This is a genomic window from Halorubrum sp. 48-1-W (genome assembly GCF_003287355.1).
Taxonomy (GTDB): domain Archaea; phylum Halobacteriota; class Halobacteria; order Halobacteriales; family Haloferacaceae; genus Halorubrum.
The window spans coordinates 81,181-99,479 of the sequence record NZ_QMIM01000012.1 but is presented as its reverse complement, the minus strand read 5'-3'; the positions used below and the strand labels follow the sequence as shown (position 1 = coordinate 99,479).

The following is an 18,299-nucleotide window of genomic DNA, read 5'->3' as shown; positions in this document are numbered from 1 at the left end:
TTATTCGAGGCCTCCGACGTTGAAGCCCTGTAATAGGTAGTTCTGGAGGAACAGTGCGATCGCGAACGGCGGCAGGGACATCAAGACTGCGGCCGCCATCGTCTCCGACCAGCCGATCGAGGCGCGGTCGAGGAACAGGCTGGCGCCGACGGTGATCGTGTACATCTCGTCCTGGCTCATCACGACGCGGGCCATGGTGAAGTCGTTCCACGCGACCGAGAACGCGAAGATGGCCGTGGCGATGGTACCAGGCCGTGCGACCGGGAGGACCACGTCCCAGAGCGTGCGCACTCGACCGGCACCGCGGATCCACGCCGACTCCTCGAGCGCCTCGGGGACCGTCTGGAAGTACTGCCACATCAGCCAGATGCCGAAGGGCGCGGAGATCCCGGTCAGCGCCATCGTGAGCGCGAAGTAACTGTCCAGTAATCCGAGCGTAAAGAAGATCACGTACAGCGGAATCGCGAGTACGATGGGGCTAAACATGTACGCGAACAACACCGCACGCGCCGCCATGGTCTTGCCGCGGAACTCGAACCGCGTGAGCCCGTAGCCCGCAGCCACGGAGAGCGCCGTCGCCAGCAACGTGGACGACGCCGTGACCAACAGACTGTTGAACAGGTATCGCGGGGTCCCGGTGTCGGTGAAAAGCAGTACGAAGTTGTCGAGCGTGAACGAGTCGAACAGCAGGCTCACCGTCCCGCCGCGGAACGTCGTCGTCGACGGCTGGAACGCGATGGCGATCATCACGTACACCGGGATGCTGACGAAGATCGCGACGAGTAGCGCCGTGAGGACCACCGCCGTTCGGCGTATCCGTTCCTGGGTGTGCTGACTGACGTACTTGCCCGCAGCACCACCTCCGAGATCGATCACGTCGCCACCTCCCGCTCGGGCTTGAACGCCACGAAGTACACCACCGCCACCACGGCGAGAAGCAGGAACATGATGCCCGCGAGCGCCGTCGCGCCACCGAAGTCGGGCGTCCCTTGGAACGCCATCTCGTACACCATGATCGGTAGCGTCGTCGTGACATCCAACGGTCCGCCGCCCGTCGCGAGGTAGATGATGTCGAACTTGTTGAACATCCAGATCCCCCTCACGAGGATGATGATCAGGATCGCCCCCCGGAGCTGGGGAACGGTGATGTCACGGAACGCCTGCCAGGTCGAGGCACCCTCGACGCGAGCGCGCTCGTAGAGGTTCGGATCGATCGCCTGGAGGCGAGCCAGCAGAATGAAGAAGGCGAAGGAGCCGTATTTCCAGACGCTCGCGACGACGACGGCGGGCATCGCCCACGTCGTCGACGAGAAGAACGCGAACGGTTCGTCGATCACCCCGTTATCGAGCAGGAACTCGTTCACCGCGCCGACGTTGGGGTCGAGCAGGAACGTCCACATGAAGATGACCACGAGCGTCGGCAGCAGGTACGGAAAGATCATCATCGTCCGGAGCGCGTGGCCCCCGCGGATCTCACGGTTGACGACGAGCGCCAACCCGAGTCCTAAAACGAGGCTCAGAAGCGTCGAGGAGAGCGCGTAGACGACGCTGTTGACCAGCGCCGTGACGAACAGGTCGTCGGTGACGACGTCGGCGTAGTTCGCGAGTCCCGCGAACGCCGCCGTACCGGTGGGGTCCTCGAACAGGCTCATCCCCAAGGCGTAGCCGATGGGGAACCCCCAGACCAGTACGAAAAACAGCGTGAACGGGACGAACGTCGCGACCAACAGCAACCGCTTCTCGTCCAACTCGCCGAGTCGGCTCTCCAGCGTGCCTACTGCGGACATCGAGCGGTACTACTCCTCCTGTAGTCCGCGGAGCTCCTCGGCGATCCAGTCGACGGTCTCCGCGGGCGACTGTCCCCCGACGATCATCTGTTCGGCGGACTGGCCGAGCAGCTGGTTGCTGTAGGCGTCGGCAGCGACGATGTTCGGGGCACCCTCGTCGCCCGTCGCGAGAACCGTGGTGAACGCGTCCCAGTTGTCTCGCACGAGGTCCACGGCGTCCTGGTGCTCGGCGAGGATCTCGTTTTCGCTCATCCGGTCGTCGTTCATCAGCTCCTCGGTCGGGGGCCACTGGAACAGCGGCGCCGAGAGCACGAAGTCGAAGAACCGGTCGGATTCGCTGAAAAAGCGCGCGAACTCCTGTGCGCCCTCCGTGGCCTCGCCGTCGTTTCGGACCACGTGTCCCTCCATGTACGCCCACCACTCGTCCTGACCGTTCCCGTCCGGGATCGGATACGCGGTCGGTGCGAGGTTCTCCACGAGGTCGGGACGGTTCTCTCGTATCGTCAGGATCGGGAGGCCCCCCACCGACATCAGCGCCGCGGCGTTCTCCTGTTGGAGCGCCTGCGTGCCGTCGCCCCACTCCCACCCGGAGCCGTTCGGCGCGTACTCGTTCATCGACTGGAGCCACGCGTACGCCTCCTCCGCGCGCTCGCGGTTGTCCCCCTGGTCGATGGTCACCTCGATGTCGTCGGAGGGGCCCCCGTAGATCTCGACGTCGTTCTGCCAGAGGTGTTGTGTCGTGAACGTGTCGGCGTGGTTGGTCCCGCCGGTCGGGACGACGAACCCGTCGATGTCCTCCTCCTCGGAGAGGCGTTGTGCCTCGCTCTGCCACGTCTCGAACGTGGTCGGGTTCTCCTCGTAGAGGTCGCTGCGGTACCAGCCCATCAGCGGTTCGACCATCGTCGGGGCGAAGTAGGAGTCTCCGTCGACGTTGACCGGGTCCGGGAGGCCGACGTCCTGTACCGCCTCGGTGACGGGAGCGAGGTCGCCGTCACGCTGGTAGCGGTAGGCGTCTGCCGACGTGTCGAACACCAGGTCCGGCGGGTCGCCGGCTGCGAGCATCTGTGACAACTCCTCGTCGGTCGACGTCCCCCGTGAGGTGTAGGTGACCTCGACCGTGTAGTCGTACTCCTCTTCGAACTCGGCGATGATGTCGTCGACGACGTCGCTCGAGTCCCCGCGGTCCGAGAGGTACCTGATCGTCTCGCCGTTATCGCCTCCACTGCCACCCAGACAGCCCGCGACTCCGAGGGTCGTCGTCGCGCCCGCGGTGCCGAGGAACTGCCGGCGTGTGAACCGGTTGTATGCCATCCTGTACATCATTATCGTTCCGGTGGTTCGTTCTCTCGCCCACACTTGTAGGCTTTTTATATACTCTCTTCCCTCGGCTGTCGTTCGGGACCGGCGTCGTCCATGAACGCGGCCTCGTCCGGACTGGGGTTCGCGCTCCGGTCCCCGCGACTGAGCGCGTCCTCGAGTAACGCCCGTTCGGCCTTTCGAAGGTGTTCGAGGAACGTCGAGTGGGCGATACCGAGGTCGGCGGCCAGCGTCTCCGCGTCGACGTCGCGCGGCCACTCGTAGTAGCCACCTCGCAGGGCCGCCGTGATCACCTCCGATTGGCGTTCGGAGAGCATGCTCTCGGGCTCCAGGTACGGCGTGAGTCGGTCCAGTCGTACCGTGCTGATCGCCGCGAGTTCCTCGATCATGTTCCGGAGGTCCGCACGCCGGAACACCACCACGTCGAACACCCGTTGGTCGCCGCTGACGCGGTCGCGACCCTGTAACATGCCGTGGTTCTCGCGGATGATCGGGAGCGCGCCACAGGCGTGTTTGGTGACGACCAGCCGGTTCGCCTCGACACGGTCTAGGTCGGTCACCTCGTCGGACGCCTCGAAAGCGGTCGAGATCTCCTCGAGGCGGTCGCCCGCATCGAGCACGAACCGTACCCTGTCGTCGCCGATGACTTCCTCGGTGCTAACCGGGAAGGAGACGCTCCACTCGTCGGTCACTCGGCTCAACACGCAGTCGGCGTCGAGACGGAGGTGGATCTTCGCCCGATACATTGCCGATCGCTGGTCGAGGACCTACTTCATTCTTGTCACCCCGACCGATCGACCCGATTAACCGGTCGGACGCCGACCCGACTACCATGACCGACATCACCAAGGTCGCCGTCGAGGACCTGCCGGACGCCCCGAACCCGACGCGTCACAAGAAGGAGGTCGACGAGGCGGTCGGGGCGACCGAGTTCGGATTCAACTACTACGTCGCCGACCCCGGCGAACGGCTCCCGTGGGGGGGCCACCGTCACCCGGACCACGAGGAGTTGTTCTACGTCCTCGACGGGACGATCGAGGTCGAGACGTCCGCCGGGGTGCTCCCCGTGTCGGCCGGCGAGGCGGCCTTCGTCCCGCCCGACACGACGAACTTGGCGCGGGCGACCGGCGAGGGGCCCGCCCGCGTCATCGCCGTGGGCGCTCCCAAGGACAGCGACGGCGCGATAATCGAGGAGCCGTGCCCGGCCTGCGGCGCGGAGAGCGATCGGACGTACGCGGTCGACGGCGACGACTACGTCCTCTCGTGTTCAGCCTGTGGGACGGCCGTCGATCGGCTCACGCCCGGACCGTCGTAGCCGAGTCCGTCGAAACCTCGGGAGCGGTGGGATCGGGAAGTCGTGTGAAGTCGTGAGTAGTCGTGTGGAACGGACCGGGAGCTGTGTCGATGCGGAACGCATTTCTCCGGGACAGTAGATATTCGAACGATGACTGAGGAGACGCTGTACGATCGTCTCGGCGGGAACGAGGGGATTCGAGCGGTCGTCGACGACTTCTACGATAGGTTGCTCGCGGACGACGAATTGGGCCCCTTTTTCGAGGGAGCAGACATGGAGAAACTCCGACGAACACAGACTGATTTCCTGTGCGAAGCGGCAGGTGGTCCGGAAACCTACGACGCGGCACCGGTCCGGGAAGCCCACCTCCACGTCCCGTTCACCCCCGACCGCATCGAGCGAGCCGTCGAACTGCTGTACGAGAGTTTGGATGCCTTCGACGTGCCCGAGGAGGACGCGGACGCCGTCGTTCGGGCGATCGCCGCGTACGAAGACGACCTCTTGGCGGGACCGGGCGACGGAGAGAACGAGGGTTCGGACTAGGTGACGGAGAGAACGAGGGTTCGGACTAGGTGACGGAGAGAACGAGGGTTCGGACCCGGCGACACGGCGAGAGCGCCGTCTCGGGACACGAGCCTACAAGGCCGTCCGGACGGGAGGGTCCGCATGGCACACGTCACGGTCTGGAACGAGTACCGGCACGAACGCGAGAGCGACGACGTCGCGGAGGTCTACCCCGACGGGATCCACGCGGTCCTCGCCGACGTGTTCGAGGCTGCCGGTCACGAGGTACGAACCGCCACCCTCGACGAGGGTCCGGAGCACGGCCTCTCGGCGGCGGTCCTCGAGGACACCGACGTGCTCACGTGGTGGGGTCACGCCGCCCACGACGAGGTCGGAGACGAGGTCGTAGCGCGCGTTTGCGAGCGTGTTCTCGACGGGATGGGGCTCCTCGTTCTCCACTCGGCGCACTACTCGAAGGTGTTCAAACGGCTCATGGGCACCAGTTGCTCGCTCAAGTGGCGCGAGGCCGCCGAGACCGAGCGCCTGTGGACGGTCGAGCCCGGCCACCCGATCGCGGACGGGGTCGGCGAGTATATCGAACTCGAGGAGACGGAGATGTACGGCGAGCGGTTCGACGTCCCCCGGCCGGACTCGCTCGTGTTCACCTCCTGGTTCGCGGGCGGCGAGGTCTTCCGCTCCGGATGCTGTTACCGGCGGGGGAACGGCCGGGTGTTCTACTTCCGGCCGGGTCACGAGACCTATCCGATCTACTACGACGACGACGTCCGGCAGGTGCTCCGGAACGCTGTCGAGTGGGCAACGCCGGGCGACGGACCGACGCCCGAGTTCGGCAACGCCGACCCCATCGAGGACATCGACACGAGCGACGATCGAACGGTCCACTAACGACGGCGTACTCGAGGGCCCGCCGCCGATCCGGGTCCGTACGACGTCCCGGGGTCGCTCACGACACCTCGCGCAACCCGATGAACGCGGCCATCACGGCCGACTCGGCCTTCCGGAGGTGTTCCGAGGCGGTGCTCGGTGCGGCGTCGATCCGTTCGGCGACCGCCTCGACGGTGGTCTCCCGGGGGGATTCGTAGTATCCCTCCTCGACGGCGGCCGCGAGCGCGTCGAACTGTCGATCGGTCAGTCCCGGGTCGAAGAGGTCCTGTCGCCAGTCGTACTCGCCGATCCGGAGGACCGTGGTCTCGATCCGCTCCGGAAATCCCGCGAGCGCGTCACGTAGCGGCTCGACGGTTCCGATGACCGTCAGGCGGGCGATCCCGTTCGGACGGAAGTCGATCGGCGGGACGACGACGACCCCGGTTCGCTGGAGGGGAGCGAACATCGCGTCGTCGACCGTGTTCCGCCGCTGTGTGAGAAGGACGTAGTGTCCCGTCTCGTCGATCCGGGTGACCTCGAACTCCCGGATCCGGTCGACCGATCGGAGCGCCTCGGTGTACACGTCGATGTCGCCTTCGACGTAGAACAGGAACGTGTCGTCCGGTTCGCCGAGGACCGTTCCGTGGAGGAGCACGTCCCGATCCACCGCGTCCGACCCGTCGACGAGCCGATGGATCGGATGCCTGAGGTCCGGCGGGTACCGAAGCTCTATCCGGAGGTATTTCACGTCGGTCAGTTCTGCGGGTACTTTATAAAAACCCGTCCCCATACGGCAGAAGCGTCGGGTCGTCCGGTCACGTTCGTCCGAGTATGTCGATGGACGCACCGATCGAACGGGAACGAGCCGACGCGGAGGACCCGTTCTCGTCGATCCGGGAGTTGGTCACGGCACGGGAGACGCACCTGAACGCCCCCGCAGCTCGGATCCGCCCGGATACGGTACAAGAAGCACTCTCGACGCTGAAATCGGAGGCGGGATACGACCACTTGGCCTGCGTGACCGCCCAGGAGTACGAGAACCGCTACGAGTCGATCTACCACCTGAAGAAGTTCGACGACCCGACCCGGGAGGTCAGCGTCGTCGTCCCCGCGGACAAGGACGACCCAGTTTCGGAGTCGGGCGAGGCGGTGTTCCGCACGGCCGACTGGCACGAGCGGGAGGCGTACGACCTGATCGGGATCGAGTACGACGACCACCCCGACCTCCGGCGGATCCTCCTCCCCGAGACCTGGCAGGGTCACCCACTGTCGATGGACTACGACGAGGACCGCCCGCAGATCGTCGCGCTCTCGGAAAACGAGCCCGTCGAACCGGGCTCGTCGACGGCGACCGGCAGCGACACGATGTTGCTCAACATCGGGCCGCACCATCCGGCGACCCACGGCGTCCTCCACCTGCAAGTCACCCTCGACGGCGAGGACGTGATCGACGTGGAGCCGGACATCGGCTACATCCACCGTTGTGAGGAGCAGATGGCCCAGTCGGGCACCTACCGCCACCAGATCATGCCGTACCCCGACCGCTGGGACTGGGGCGGTGGGGGCCTGCTCAACGAGTGGGCGTACGCGCGGGCAGCCGAGGACCTCGCCGACATCGAGGTCCCCGAGTACGCGCAGGCCATCCGGACGATGGGCGCGGAGATGTGCCGGATCCTCTCGCACATGCTGGCGATGGGGGCGTACGCCCTCGACGTGATCGGCGACTTCACCGCGACGTTCATGTACGCCATCCAGGAGCGGGAGCGCGTTCAAGAGCTCCTCGAGGACCTGACGGGCCAGCGGCTGATGTTCAACTACTTCCGACTCGGCGGCGTCGTCTGGGACCTCCCCGAGCCCCGCGAGGAGTTCTTCTCGGCGGTCCGTGCGTACCTCGACGGCCTCCCGCGTCGTCTCGAGGAGTACCACGACCTCCTGACTCGAAACGAGATCCTCCAGATGCGGACGATCGACACGGGGACCCTGCCGCCGGAGGTGGCGAAGGAGTACGGCGCGACCGGACCGGTGCTCCGGGGGTCGGGGGTCGACTACGACCTGCGTCGCGATGACCCGTACGGCTACTACGACGAGCTGGACTGGGACGTCGTCACCGAGGGCGGCTGTGACAACTACTCGCGGTTGCTGGTCCGGATGCGCGAGGTCGAGGAGTCCGCGAAGATCATCGAGCAGTGCGTCGACCTGCTCGAAGATTGGCCCGAAGACGAGCGAACCATCCAGGCGAACGTCCCGCGGACGCTGCGGCCGGACGACGACACCGAGATCTACCGCGCCGTCGAGGCGGCCAAGGGCGAACTCGGCATCTACATCCGCGCGGACGGCACCGACAAACCCGCCCGCTTCAAGATCCGTGGTCCGTCGTTCTCGAACCTCCAGACGCTACCCGAGATGGCCAACGGGGAGTCGATCCCGGACCTCGTCGCCTCGCTCGGAAGCCTGGACACGATCATGGGGGAAGTGGACCGCTGAGCCGCCCTCCTCGGGGAGGTCGTCGAACGCCCCCGATCCCGAACGAGCCGTCGGCTGGCGGCTGTAGGGCGACCGCCGCTACGGTGCGGACCGTGAAAGGTGACCGCCCCACGCGAACGCAGGACGACCAGCGACGTCACACACCGGCGGCCGGTCACGTGAGACTCGTCCGCCCTCACGGATAAACCCTCGTTCACGCCGGCGGAGACCCGTCGCTGGCTGTCGAAACGCTTCGAGGTGGGAAGGCTTCGGTGTCGAAACGCTTCGGGGCGGGAAGGCTTCGGTGTCGAAACGAAAACGAATACCTACCTCGCAGTCACAGAGCCGCCATGGCCGTCGCCTTGAGCTGTCACCGTTGTGAAAGACGATACGACGATATCCGTGTCCGGTGTGACTGTGGGGAACCGCTCTGGATCGACGCGGACCCGACGACGTTCGCGTGGGACGAGCGTCGAGACGCGTCCGGGATGTGGCGGTACGAGACGCTGTTACCGACCGACCGACCGGACGGAGTCGCGCGGGCGGCGGGGGGCACGCCGCTCGTCAGAAGCCCCGGCCTCGACGACGCCGCCGGCGGCCGGGTGTTCGTCAAGGACGAGGGCGAGAACCCCACCGGTTCCTACAAGGACCGCGGGAGTGCCGTGGCGGTTCCCCACGCGGTCGCGGCCGGCGACGACGTCGTCGGCACGGTCTCGTACGGGAACATGGCGATCAGCACCGCCGCCCACGCGGCGAGTCTCGACCGGGAGTGTATCGTGTTCGTCCCGGAAGAGATCTCGTCGGTCCGGCTGGAACTCATCGCACAGTACGAGCCGACCATCGTCCAGGTCCGCGGCGAGTACGGTGCGCTGTACGAGGACGCGCTCGAGCTGTCCGAGCGACTGCCGATCAGCGTCCTCGTGAGCGACGCGCCGACCCGTATCAGCGGGTACAAGACGGCGCTGTTCGAGATCTACGAGTCGTTCGCCCCCGATACGCCCGACGTGATCGCGCTCCCGGCGAGCTCCGGCGGCTTCGCATCGGGCGTCTGGCTCGGCGTTCGGGAGCTCGAGCGTGCGGGGGTGATCGACGAACCGCCGCGCCTGTGTCTCGTCCAGACCGCCGCCGCCGACCCGATAACGCGGGCGTTCGAGGACGGGTCGACTGACCCGACGCCCGTCCCACCCGAGGAGGCTGGCGAGACGATCGCCCACTCGATCGGGAACCCGGACCCCCCGAGCGGCGGCCGTGCGCTCGCCGCGGTTCGCGACACCGACGGCGCCGTCGTCTCGGTCACCGACGACGAGATACGCGCCGCACAGCGTCAGTTCGCCGTCGAGGGCGGTTTCTGTGTCGAGCCGGCGTCCGCGACGCCGCTGGCGGGTGTCTCACGGCTCGCGGAGCAGGGTGACGTCTCCCCCGAGGAGTCGGTCGTTCTCGTTCCGACCGGGACAGGCTTCAAGGAGTTGGGGACCGGCGGGACGGACGTCACGACCGAAACGGTCCACAGGGCGGAGCTATCGGACCGGCTCGAGTCGTTGCTTCCTCCACGGGGCGGGTGACCGGTAGCCGCCGCACGGCGGCTCACTCCGGTCGGTGGACCTTTCCCTCCCGTGCGTCGGCGTCCTTTCGACGGAGCGCCGCCGCCGCGTTGTTGGCGTCGTACCCGAAAAACACGTCCTTGGCGTACGCCTCCGCGACCTCCGTGGCGTGGATCAGGTCGTCGACGTCGACGTCGACGGCGTAGAGTTCGGCCGAGAAGGGCGTCTCCGGCGGCGCGCCGTGAACGTCGTAGTCGCCGCCGAGTCGCGAGCGGAAACCGCGGAGGATCGCCTCCAGCCAGTAGGTGGTCGCGTACTCGGTGTCGTACAGCGGGACGACGAACTCGTCGACGTGGTCCGTGAGCCGGTCGAGGTCGAGCCCGGAGCGCGCGTGGAGATGCCCCGGATACGGGTCGGGGTAGAGGGTGAGGAGGGTCCGGCCGGGGACGCGTTCGGCCGCCTCGGCGACGAACCCCGTGATCACGTCGGCGCGCCAGTCGGCCCACTCGTCGTGGTCGCTCCCGGCGAACAGCCGCTCACAGCGGTCACACCGACAGAACCCCTCACGCGGGAACCCCACGTCGTCGAGGCGAACGTCGTCGTTCTCGACGGCGCAGTCTTCGATGATCTCGAGGAGTCCCTCGCGGTAGTCCGGGTGGGTCGGACAGACGTACGCCCAGTCGAAGTACTCGCGGTCGCGGGTCGCCGGCTCCCCGCGATCGTCGACCGGAACGAGCTCCGGGTTCTCGCTCGCGGCCGCGTTGTCGCCGAAACACGACACCATGTTCACGGCGTTCGGGAGGGGCGCGGCTGCCCGTCCGGTGACGTCCTTGACCTCGTAACAGCCCAGGTCGAACGGCTCCATGTCGACCTCGTCGGCGTTCCGCGTGACGACCCCGTACATGCGAACCGCTACGCGGGTGACGGATAAAAACCGCGGGCTTGGTGCCCGGGCAGCCCCGGTCGAACGGCTACGCTCCCTCGGCGGTCGGTTCCCCGACGTGCGTCACTCCACTTCGACCGGCTGTTTGTCGCCGGCGAGGAGGAAGTACGCGAGGACCACGAGCGACAGTACGACGACGAGTTTCGCTTTCGTTCCCATGGACGTACTGTCGACCGGCGACCGCTAAAAACTACCGACGTTCGCCCGCACGTGGACGGTCGATCACACGTTGATGTGTCACACGCCGATGTGCCACACGTCGATGTGTCACACGTCGATGTGCCACACGTCGATGTGTCACACGTCGATGTGTTCGGCGATGTCCGACCGGAGGACCGTCGAGCAGTAGTCACAGCGGACGCCGTCGGCGATCACCTCGAACCGCGTCTCGACCGGTTCCTCGGCGTTGGTGATACAGTTCCGGTTCGGACACGAGAGCACCCCGACGACGCTGTCGGGTCGCGTCACGCGGTTCTTCTCGACCACCTCGAACTCCCGGACGATGTTGATAGTCGCCTCCGGCGCGATAAGCGAGAGGACGTCCACCTCCGACTGTGAGAGCTCCCGGCCTTCCACCTTCACGAGGTCCTTCCGGCCGAGCCGGTCGGACGGGACGTTCATTCCGACGGAGACGCCGAGTCCCTCCGAGCCGTCGATCCCGAGGATCGCGAGCACGTTGAGCGCCTGTCCACCCTCGACGTGGTCGATCACGGTCCCGTCGCGGATCTTCGAGACGCGGAGTTCGTGCTCGCTCATCGGTCCACCTCCAACCCCTCGGCCGCCTCAGCGTTCTCGAGGAGCGTGTCGAGGAGCGCCATCCGGACGGGGATCCCGTTGTGTGCCTGTTCGAAGTAGCGGGCGTGGTCGGTGTCGTCGACGTCGGGGGCGATCTCGTCGACGCGGGGAAGCGGGTGCATCACGGTGAGGTCGTCGGGGGCGGCCTCGAGCGTGTCGGCGTCGATACGGTACTGGCCCGCGACGCGGTGGTACTCGTTCTCGTCGGGGAACCGCTCCTTCTGGATCCGGGTGACGTAGAGGACGTCCAGTTCGGGGAGGACCGCCTCCAGGTCGTCGTGTTCGCGAACCTGGGCGCCCGTCTCGTGGAGATCGAACCGGACCGACCGCGGGAGCCGAAGCGACTCGGGGCTGATGAAGTGCTGGCGGGCGTCGAAGTTGGTCAGCGCGGTCGCGAGCGAGTGGACCGTCCGGCCGTACTTCAGGTCACCCATGATCCCGACGGTGAGGTCGTCGAGGCCGTGGTTCTCCCGGATCGTGTGGAGGTCGAGGAGGGTCTGGGAAGGGTGTTGACCCGCCCCGTCGCCGGCGTTTATCACGGGGACGTCGACGAACTCCGCAGCCAGCGTCGCCGCGCCCTCGCTGGGGTGTCGCAGAACGATCGAGTCGGCGTATCCCTCGATGACGCGGACGGTGTCCGCGAGCGATTCGCCCTTCGAGACCGACGAGGAGTCGACGTCGCCCATGTCGATCGTGTCGATCCCGAGCCGTTGTGCGGCGGCGTCGAAGCTCATCCGCGTGCGTGTGCTCGGTTCGAAGAAACAGAGGGCGAGCATCGTCCCCGCGTGTCGGCCCGCGTACGCTCCGGGGTCGGCGGCGACCTCGCGGGCCCGGTCGAGCACCGCCTCGATGTCATCCCGCGAGAGCTGGGTCGCGGTGATGAGGTGGTCCTGACGCATCGTCGGAGTAGGCGTCCGGCAGTCTCTTGAATCCCTCGGGTCGCGGAGGAGAGACGATATCCACGGCCGTGGATCGAGGGGATGGAGGGCCTTTCGAGATCCGAAACGGCGCCGGTAGTGGCTTCACGCGCGAGGGTAGCGACAGAACCGATCTCGAACCCGAATCCGAATCGTTTCTGAGGAATATACTTATATTTACTGGCATTTTTTGCCAGGTCGGCATCGACACCACCGTTATTTCCGTCTCGACGGAAGCGGGCGTATGGGACACACCCCCGCGCGACGCGACGTCCTCCACGCGATGAGCGTCACCGGAGTCGCCACGCTCGCCGGCTGTAGCTCCGTCACCGGCGTCGACTCGACGGCGGACGACGGATCCGGCAGTGGCGAATCCACTGCTGACGGCGAGCCGACGTACACGCCGGTGAGTGAACTCTCACCCCCGGACTCGCTCGAGGACTGGCTTTCGGACGCGAACGGATACGAGGGCGAACGAAAACGGACCGGGACGAACGGGCGTGCGGAACTCCGACTCGGTCGCGAGTACGACGACGGCCTCGGGTTCAGTCCGGTCGTCATCGAGGTACCGCCGATGACGAACGTTCGATGGAACTGGACCGGCCACGGTGGCGCACACAACGTCGCCGCGCTCGACGGAACGTTCGACAGCGGTCGCCCGAACGCGCAGTCGGGGACGAGCTACCACTACGTGTTCGAGGAGCCCGGAACGTATCCGTTCGTCTCCGAGCCCGACCGCGAAGACGGCATGAAGGGCGCGGTCGTCGTGAAAGAGCCCCCTTCAACCGGGTACGAGGCCGTCGACGAGTGGGTCGTCCACAGCGACAACTTCGACGGGAGCATCGCGGACGAAACCGACGACGACGCCGCGTCGGTGGCCGTCGGTGCCGAGGGGAACGGCGGTCACCTCGCGTTCGACCCGCCGGTTCTCAAGGTGTCGCCCGGGACGACGGTCGTCTGGGAGTGGACCGGTGAGGGCGGATCGACGAACGTGGCGTTCGAGGACCTCGACGTCCGGTCCGGCGATCCAACCGCCGACCCGGAGACGACGTTCGAACACGCCTTCGAGGAGCCAGGGACGTACCGCTACTCCAGCCTGCCGCACGAGGCGATCGGAATGCGGGGTGCGGTCATCGTCGAGTAGCGAGCGGTCCGTCCCCTCCCCTCGCTCGCCGTGGACGCCGCCACAACCGCCTTACCGACTCGGCCCGTAGGGCGGTCCATGAGCGACACCGACTCCACGAGCGACACCGACCCGACCTCGCCCGACGCGGACGACCCCGCCGAGCTGACCGACGCGGAGTGGCGCGAGCGACTCTCCGCGGAGGAGTATCGCGTGCTCCGGGAGAGCGGCACCGAAGCGCGGTTCTCGGGGGAGTACGTCGACCACCTGCCCGAGGACGGCGAGTACCGCTGTAGGGCCTGCGGGGAACTCCTGTTCGACGCTGAGACGAAGTACGAGTCCGGCTGCGGCTGGCCGGCCTTCTACGCTGCCGAGGAGGACGCGGTGACGACGACGCTCGACACCAGCCACGGCATGCGCCGCACCGAGGTCCGGTGTGCGTCCTGTGACTCACACCTCGGGCACGTCTTCGACGACGGGCCGGAGCCCACAGGCAAGCGCTTCTGTATCAACTCCGTCGCGATGGAGTTCGACGGGGAGTGATCGGCCGGCCGGCGGGCCCGGCCGACCGGAAACGCCCTTTCGTATCCCGACCCGAACAGGTCGATCGACCACCTCGTCCTCCGGGAATCCTCACGGGTATCATCCCCCGACACCTACGCGACGTCGTACGAAGGACGACGCCGAGTACCTCTCCGAGGAGCCGGACTACGACGGTTGGTTCGACGACGTGAGCGACTACGAGGGAACCCTGGACCGGACCGACGTCGACGAGGTGGCCGTCGAGGTCGGGGCCGTCGGCGAATCCGGACGCACGTTCGAGTACACCTTCGAGGCGTCGGGCGTCCACCCCTACGTCTGTACGTCCCACGAGGCGGTCGGAACGAAAGGTGCCGTCTCCGTTCAGGGCTGACGTCCTCCCCCGAGTTGCCCGATCACTCGGGGAGGTCACCGGTGACGCCCGCACGCAGGTCGCGACCGAAGTAGTGGCCGACGAGCCCGCAGAGGAGCCCCACCCCGCCGCCGACCGCGAGGAGCGGGAGTCCCCACTGGCCGAGGTAGTCGATCCCGATCGGGAGGAACCCGACGCCGAGCACGCTCGAGACGGCGGTGCCGGCGCCCGCGAGCGTCCCGGCGAGCCCCGCCTCGGCGTAGTTCGGCGACGCGAAGACCAGCCCGACGAGGAACGCCCCGAGCAGCACGCCGGCCACGGCACCGACCGTCCCGCCGACGAGCGGGACCAATCCGACGAGGACGCTCGAGACGGCGACGGCGAGTACGGTGACCGCGAAGCTCTTGAGCGAGAACCAGCGACCGTCGACGCCGATCCGGCCGGTACTCCCTCCCGAACCGGCCGAGGATCGGGGTGTCGCCGTCGGGCCGGCGGACGCCTCCGGGTTGGCGTCGGCGCCGACGTCGGACTCCCCGCTGCCCGCCAGATCGTCGTCGAGGAGGTCGTCGAGGTCGTCGAGCGGGTCGCCGTCCCCGGTATCTCCGGTCTCCCCGGCCTCTCGCTCCTTGGAGGGTTGCATACTCCAGATCCCGGCCGTGAGGACTTGTGTCTTGTGCCGACCGGCGCGTTGGATGGCCTAACGGCATGTGGGTCGCCCGAAATCGGTCGCCTCATGGCGGATTCAGTCACCGGACGACGAGCGGTGTTGGGGCCTTCGGCGTCCGTGGGTTCACCGGAAACCCGGTGTCGATCGGGAGGGTGCCGGATCGAGGCAGGAGGGTCACCCGACAGTTATCGCTCGCGTTCGCGACCACCCCAGACCCGCTTGTCGAGGAGTTCGACGGTCATCGGTCGGTCGACGACCACCTGACAGGAGAGTCGGGGATAGCCGAACCGCTCGGCGAGTCGGTCGTGCCAGTGGTCCGGCGCGGGGCCCTCCCGTACCCGAACGCCGCAGGTCGCACAGAGCCCGCGGCCGCCGCAGTTGAGACGCTCTGTCGCCGCCGTGTACGGCGAGTGATGCGCCTCGAGGAGGACGTTCCTGAGGGTTCGACCCTGCTCGACAGGAAGCTCGTGGCGCTTGCCGTCGTCGTCGATCACGACGACAGGAACGCTCCCGACACCGTCGGTGTCGCCGGTGGGGTCGGCGTCGTCGCCGGTGGGATCGACCGCGTTGCCACCGTTCGGGCCGTCGCCACCCGTCATGCCCTATGGTCCCCTGGCGTACGCCGCCGCCGCCGCCACGAGTCGGTCGAACGCACTGCTCGCCGGGTGACGATGGGCGTAGGTCCCGACGGTTCGGTGGGCGATGAGCCCGTCGTGGTCGCCGTCGATCCCCTCGCCTCGGGCGACCTCGAAGGCGAACCGGGCGTCGGCGTCGGGCGTCGTCTCGGGGTCGCGTCCGTCCTCCCCGAGCGCGTGACTCGAGTAGTGGAACTCGTGGCCGCGGTGGCGCTCGCCGGCCGCGGCGGTGACGCCGTCGGCGGTCGCGCGCAACTCGACGTGGTCGAGCGCGCGGTACCGGTCGTGCATCCGGACGCTGCCGGGAAGGACCCCTGCCATCCGGTGTGTCTCGCCGTCGACGGTGGTCAACGACGCCGACAGCGCCATCAACCCGCCGCACTCGCCGAGCACCGGGAGCCCGTCCACAGCCCGGTCGGCGAGCGTCGACAGCGCCGGCGACGACGAGAGCACAGCGGCGTGGTTCTCCGGATACCCCCCGGGGAGGTAGACGGCGTCACAGTCGGGGAGATCGTCGCCGGCGACCGGGGCGAACGGCTCGACGGTCGCCAGCTCGCGGAGCAGATCCCACGTCGCGGGGTAGACGAACCGGAACGCGTCGTCGACGGCGACCGCGACGGTCGGTCGGTCGTCGCTGACGATCCCGCCGGTTCCGGGGATCGACCGGTCGGGTCCGCCCGGACGCTCCGGGCGTGCGACCGCCTCGGCGACCCGCGCGACCGCATCGCCGTCGATCGTCTCCGCGGCCTCCGCGATCGCGGGCTCGGGGAGCGGCGTCTCGTCGCCCATGTGGAGCCCGAGGTGCCGGTCGGGGACGGTCAACCCCTCGGCTGGCGGGACGTGGCCCAGCCAGGCGATCCCGTCGGGGAGCGCTTCGCGGATCCCGTCGGCGTGGCGGCCCTTGTGTGCCTTCTGGGCGATCACGCCGACCACGTCGATACGGGGATCGTCGACATCCTCCCGTACGTGTGTCGGGAGATCCGCGTGGGCCGCGTACTCCCGGAACCCGAGGGCGGTCGCGCCGACGCTCTGCATCCCCGCGCCCGCGTCGACGACGAGGACGACCGGGACGTCGAGCGCCGCCGCGGTCGCCGCCGTCGACGTGGCCGAGCCGTCGTACAGCCCCATCATCCCCTCGACGACTGCGACGTGATCGGGATCGTCGTCGGGAGCGGAGACGGGTCCGGGCGACCCACCGTTCCCGTCCTCGACTGCTCGGTGGAGGTTCCGCCGGACGCCCTCGACGCCCTGCATCCAGGTGTCGAGCGTTCGGGAGGGACGGCCGAGCGCGGCGGCGTGGTGGCTCGGGTCGATGTAGTCGGGGCCCGCCTTCGCCGGAACCGGGTCGTAGCCGGCGTCCGAGAGCGCATGAGAGACGGCGAGCGCCGCGACGGTCTTCCCGACGCCCGAGGCGGTCCCGCCGAGGACGAGTCCGTGCATGTGAGCAGGTAGCGACCCACCGGAGAAAAGCGATCCGTCCGGCCGACGCGGTCCACCCGAAACGGCTTTGCCGGGTCGGCAGCACTCGGCGGGTATGGACACGCGTCGCGCGCTTCTCACTGCCCTCGAGTCGGGACCGGTGTCGGGGCCGGCACTCGCGGACGAGATCGGGGTGTCCCGCACAGCCGTCCGGAGGGCGGTCGAGGGGCTCCGCGACGAGGGGTTCGCGATCAGGGCCACGGACGACGGGTACGTCGCGCCGGGCGACCCCGCGTACCGTGCGGCCGGCATCGAGTTCGGACTTGACGCGCCGTACACCGTCGAGTACCACGGGAGCCTCCCCTCGACGAACGACCGGGCGCGGGCGCTGGCGGCGGACGACGACGCCGACGTCGCCGTCGTGGCGGACGCACAGACCGGCGGGCGCGGGCGGTCGGATCGCGAGTGGGTCGCGCCGAGCGGCGGCGTCTGGGTCTCGGTCCTGACCAGACCCTCCGTGGCCCCGGCCCGCGCGCCGCTTTTCACCCTCACGGCCGCGGTCGCCGTCGCCGACGCTTGCCGGGAGGTCGGTGTCGACGCGACGATCAAGTGGCCGAACGACGTGCTCGTGGAGCGATCCGACGGGGGAGACGGCGACGAAAGCGGCGATCGTCCCGGTTTCGTGGACCGTCCCGCCCGGGGCGGACGCAAGCTCGCCGGGATCCTCACCGAGATGGAGGGGGAGGCGGACCGCGTCTCCTGGCTCGTCGTCGGGATCGGGGTCAACGCGAACCTCGACCCGGAGACGCTCCCGGCCGGCGCGACCTCGCTACGGGCCGAACGCGGCGAGGACGTCGACCGCCGTCGGTTCCTCGCTCGACTCCTCGAAGCGTACGCCGAACTGGCCGCCGACCCCGATGCGGTCCTCCCCGCATGGCGGGAGCGGACGAGCACGCTCGGACGGCGGGTGCGCGTCGAGACGCCGGGCGGAACGGTCGTCGGGACTGCGGTCGACGTCGAACAGCCCGGCACGCTCGTCGTCGACACCGGCGAGGGACGAACGCGGGTCCACGCCGGTGACTGCGAGCACCTGCGGGACGCGGACGTTCGGTAGACG

General features: G+C 67.9%; 20 protein-coding genes. 9 read left to right on the top strand and 11 right to left on the bottom strand.

Going from position 1 to position 18,299, the window contains the following annotated elements:
• From DQW50_RS06850 to DQW50_RS06835, 4 genes are read right to left on the bottom strand one after another with little or no spacing between them, the layout of a single operon-like run.
• Positions 1–876, bottom strand: coding sequence for a carbohydrate ABC transporter permease (locus DQW50_RS06850; protein WP_112078545.1), 876 nt, complete (start codon positions 874–876; stop codon positions 1–3).
• Positions 873–1,787: a carbohydrate ABC transporter permease gene (locus DQW50_RS06845; RefSeq protein WP_112078544.1), complete on the bottom strand. Its 915-nt coding sequence runs from the start codon at positions 1,785–1,787 to the stop codon at positions 873–875. The genes DQW50_RS06850 and DQW50_RS06845 overlap by 4 nt, the downstream gene beginning before the upstream one ends.
• Positions 1,788–1,796: 9 nt before the next feature.
• Positions 1,797–3,098: an ABC transporter substrate-binding protein gene (locus tag DQW50_RS06840; protein ID WP_112078543.1), complete on the bottom strand. Its 1,302-nt coding sequence runs from the start codon at positions 3,096–3,098 to the stop codon at positions 1,797–1,799.
• Between the two features lie 56 nt (positions 3,099–3,154).
• A complete protein-coding gene (locus DQW50_RS06835) occupies positions 3,155–3,850 on the bottom strand; it encodes a helix-turn-helix domain-containing protein (protein ID WP_112078542.1) in 696 nt (231 codons plus the stop codon).
• 86 nt (positions 3,851–3,936) lie between these two features.
• Here DQW50_RS06835 and DQW50_RS06830 point away from each other — a divergent pair, with 86 nt between their 5' ends.
• From DQW50_RS06830 to DQW50_RS06820, 3 genes are all read left to right on the top strand, one after another.
• Positions 3,937–4,419 carry a cupin domain-containing protein gene (locus DQW50_RS06830; RefSeq protein ID WP_112078541.1) on the top strand — a complete coding sequence of 161 codons (483 nt, stop codon included), beginning with the start codon at positions 3,937–3,939 and terminating at the stop codon, positions 4,417–4,419.
• A gap of 129 nt (positions 4,420–4,548) precedes the next feature.
• Positions 4,549–4,941, top strand: coding sequence for a truncated hemoglobin (locus DQW50_RS06825; protein WP_112078540.1), 393 nt, complete (start codon positions 4,549–4,551; stop codon positions 4,939–4,941).
• Positions 4,942–5,064: 123 nt separating this feature from the next.
• Positions 5,065–5,808 carry a ThuA domain-containing protein gene (locus tag DQW50_RS06820; protein WP_112078539.1) on the top strand — a complete coding sequence of 248 codons (744 nt, stop codon included), beginning with the start codon at positions 5,065–5,067 and terminating at the stop codon, positions 5,806–5,808.
• Between the two features lie 58 nt (positions 5,809–5,866).
• Here the strand turns inward: DQW50_RS06820 and DQW50_RS06815 are convergent, their stop codons facing one another.
• Complete coding sequence (locus DQW50_RS06815) at positions 5,867–6,535, bottom strand: helix-turn-helix domain-containing protein (RefSeq protein WP_112078538.1); 669 nt, start codon at positions 6,533–6,535, stop codon at positions 5,867–5,869.
• 83 nt (positions 6,536–6,618) lie between these two features.
• Between DQW50_RS06815 and DQW50_RS06810 the strand changes: the two genes are divergently transcribed.
• Both DQW50_RS06810 and DQW50_RS06805 read left to right on the top strand, forming a co-directional pair.
• Positions 6,619–8,271, top strand: a complete 1,653-nt coding sequence (locus DQW50_RS06810) for an NADH-quinone oxidoreductase subunit C (protein ID WP_394338574.1) — start codon at positions 6,619–6,621, stop codon at positions 8,269–8,271.
• Between the two features lie 329 nt (positions 8,272–8,600).
• Positions 8,601–9,812: a threonine synthase gene (locus DQW50_RS06805; RefSeq protein WP_198664628.1), complete on the top strand. Its 1,212-nt coding sequence runs from the start codon at positions 8,601–8,603 to the stop codon at positions 9,810–9,812.
• 22 nt (positions 9,813–9,834) lie between these two features.
• Here DQW50_RS06805 and DQW50_RS06800 read toward each other — a convergent pair whose 3' ends face one another.
• From DQW50_RS06800 to pyrB, 3 genes are all read right to left on the bottom strand, one after another.
• A complete protein-coding gene (locus tag DQW50_RS06800; RefSeq protein ID WP_112078536.1) occupies positions 9,835–10,695 on the bottom strand; it encodes a hypothetical protein in 861 nt (286 codons plus the stop codon).
• 336 nt (positions 10,696–11,031) lie between these two features.
• Positions 11,032–11,490 carry an aspartate carbamoyltransferase regulatory subunit gene (gene pyrI / locus DQW50_RS06795; RefSeq protein WP_112078535.1) on the bottom strand — a complete coding sequence of 153 codons (459 nt, stop codon included), beginning with the start codon at positions 11,488–11,490 and terminating at the stop codon, positions 11,032–11,034.
• Positions 11,487–12,428 carry an aspartate carbamoyltransferase gene (gene pyrB / locus DQW50_RS06790; RefSeq protein WP_112078534.1) on the bottom strand — a complete coding sequence of 314 codons (942 nt, stop codon included), beginning with the start codon at positions 12,426–12,428 and terminating at the stop codon, positions 11,487–11,489. Before pyrB ends, pyrI begins: the two co-directional genes overlap by 4 nt.
• A 262-nt stretch (positions 12,429–12,690) precedes the next feature.
• On the opposite strand from pyrB, the gene DQW50_RS06785 reads away from it, so the two are divergent.
• The 3 genes from DQW50_RS06785 to DQW50_RS06775 all read left to right on the top strand — a co-directional run bounded on the left by DQW50_RS06785 (position 12,691) and on the right by DQW50_RS06775 (position 14,482).
• Complete coding sequence (locus DQW50_RS06785; RefSeq protein ID WP_112078533.1) at positions 12,691–13,590, top strand: halocyanin domain-containing protein; 900 nt, start codon at positions 12,691–12,693, stop codon at positions 13,588–13,590.
• Positions 13,591–13,668: 78 nt separating this feature from the next.
• A complete protein-coding gene (msrB, locus tag DQW50_RS06780) occupies positions 13,669–14,112 on the top strand; it encodes a peptide-methionine (R)-S-oxide reductase MsrB (protein ID WP_112078532.1) in 444 nt (147 codons plus the stop codon).
• 187 nt (positions 14,113–14,299) lie between these two features.
• Complete coding sequence (locus tag DQW50_RS06775) at positions 14,300–14,482, top strand: plastocyanin/azurin family copper-binding protein (RefSeq protein WP_198664627.1); 183 nt, start codon at positions 14,300–14,302, stop codon at positions 14,480–14,482.
• Between the two features lie 22 nt (positions 14,483–14,504).
• Here the strand turns inward: DQW50_RS06775 and DQW50_RS06770 are convergent, their stop codons facing one another.
• From DQW50_RS06770 to DQW50_RS06760, 3 genes are all read right to left on the bottom strand, one after another.
• Positions 14,505–15,101, bottom strand: a complete 597-nt coding sequence (locus DQW50_RS06770; RefSeq protein ID WP_112078531.1) for a hypothetical protein — start codon at positions 15,099–15,101, stop codon at positions 14,505–14,507.
• Positions 15,102–15,313: 212 nt separating this feature from the next.
• On the bottom strand, positions 15,314–15,727 hold the full coding sequence (locus DQW50_RS06765; protein ID WP_112078530.1) for a 2Fe-2S iron-sulfur cluster-binding protein: 414 nt from the start codon (positions 15,725–15,727) through the stop codon (positions 15,314–15,316).
• 3 nt (positions 15,728–15,730) lie between these two features.
• The gene (locus DQW50_RS06760; protein WP_112078529.1) at positions 15,731–17,203 is read right to left on the bottom strand and encodes a cobyrinate a,c-diamide synthase; all 1,473 of its coding nucleotides are present in this window, start codon (positions 17,201–17,203) and stop codon (positions 15,731–15,733) included.
• Between the two features lie 94 nt (positions 17,204–17,297).
• Between DQW50_RS06760 and DQW50_RS06755 the strand changes: the two genes are divergently transcribed.
• Entirely contained in the window at positions 17,298–18,296 is a 999-nt protein-coding gene (locus DQW50_RS06755) for a biotin--[acetyl-CoA-carboxylase] ligase (protein ID WP_112078528.1), read from the top strand.
• The last annotated feature ends 3 nt before the right edge of the window (positions 18,297–18,299 follow it).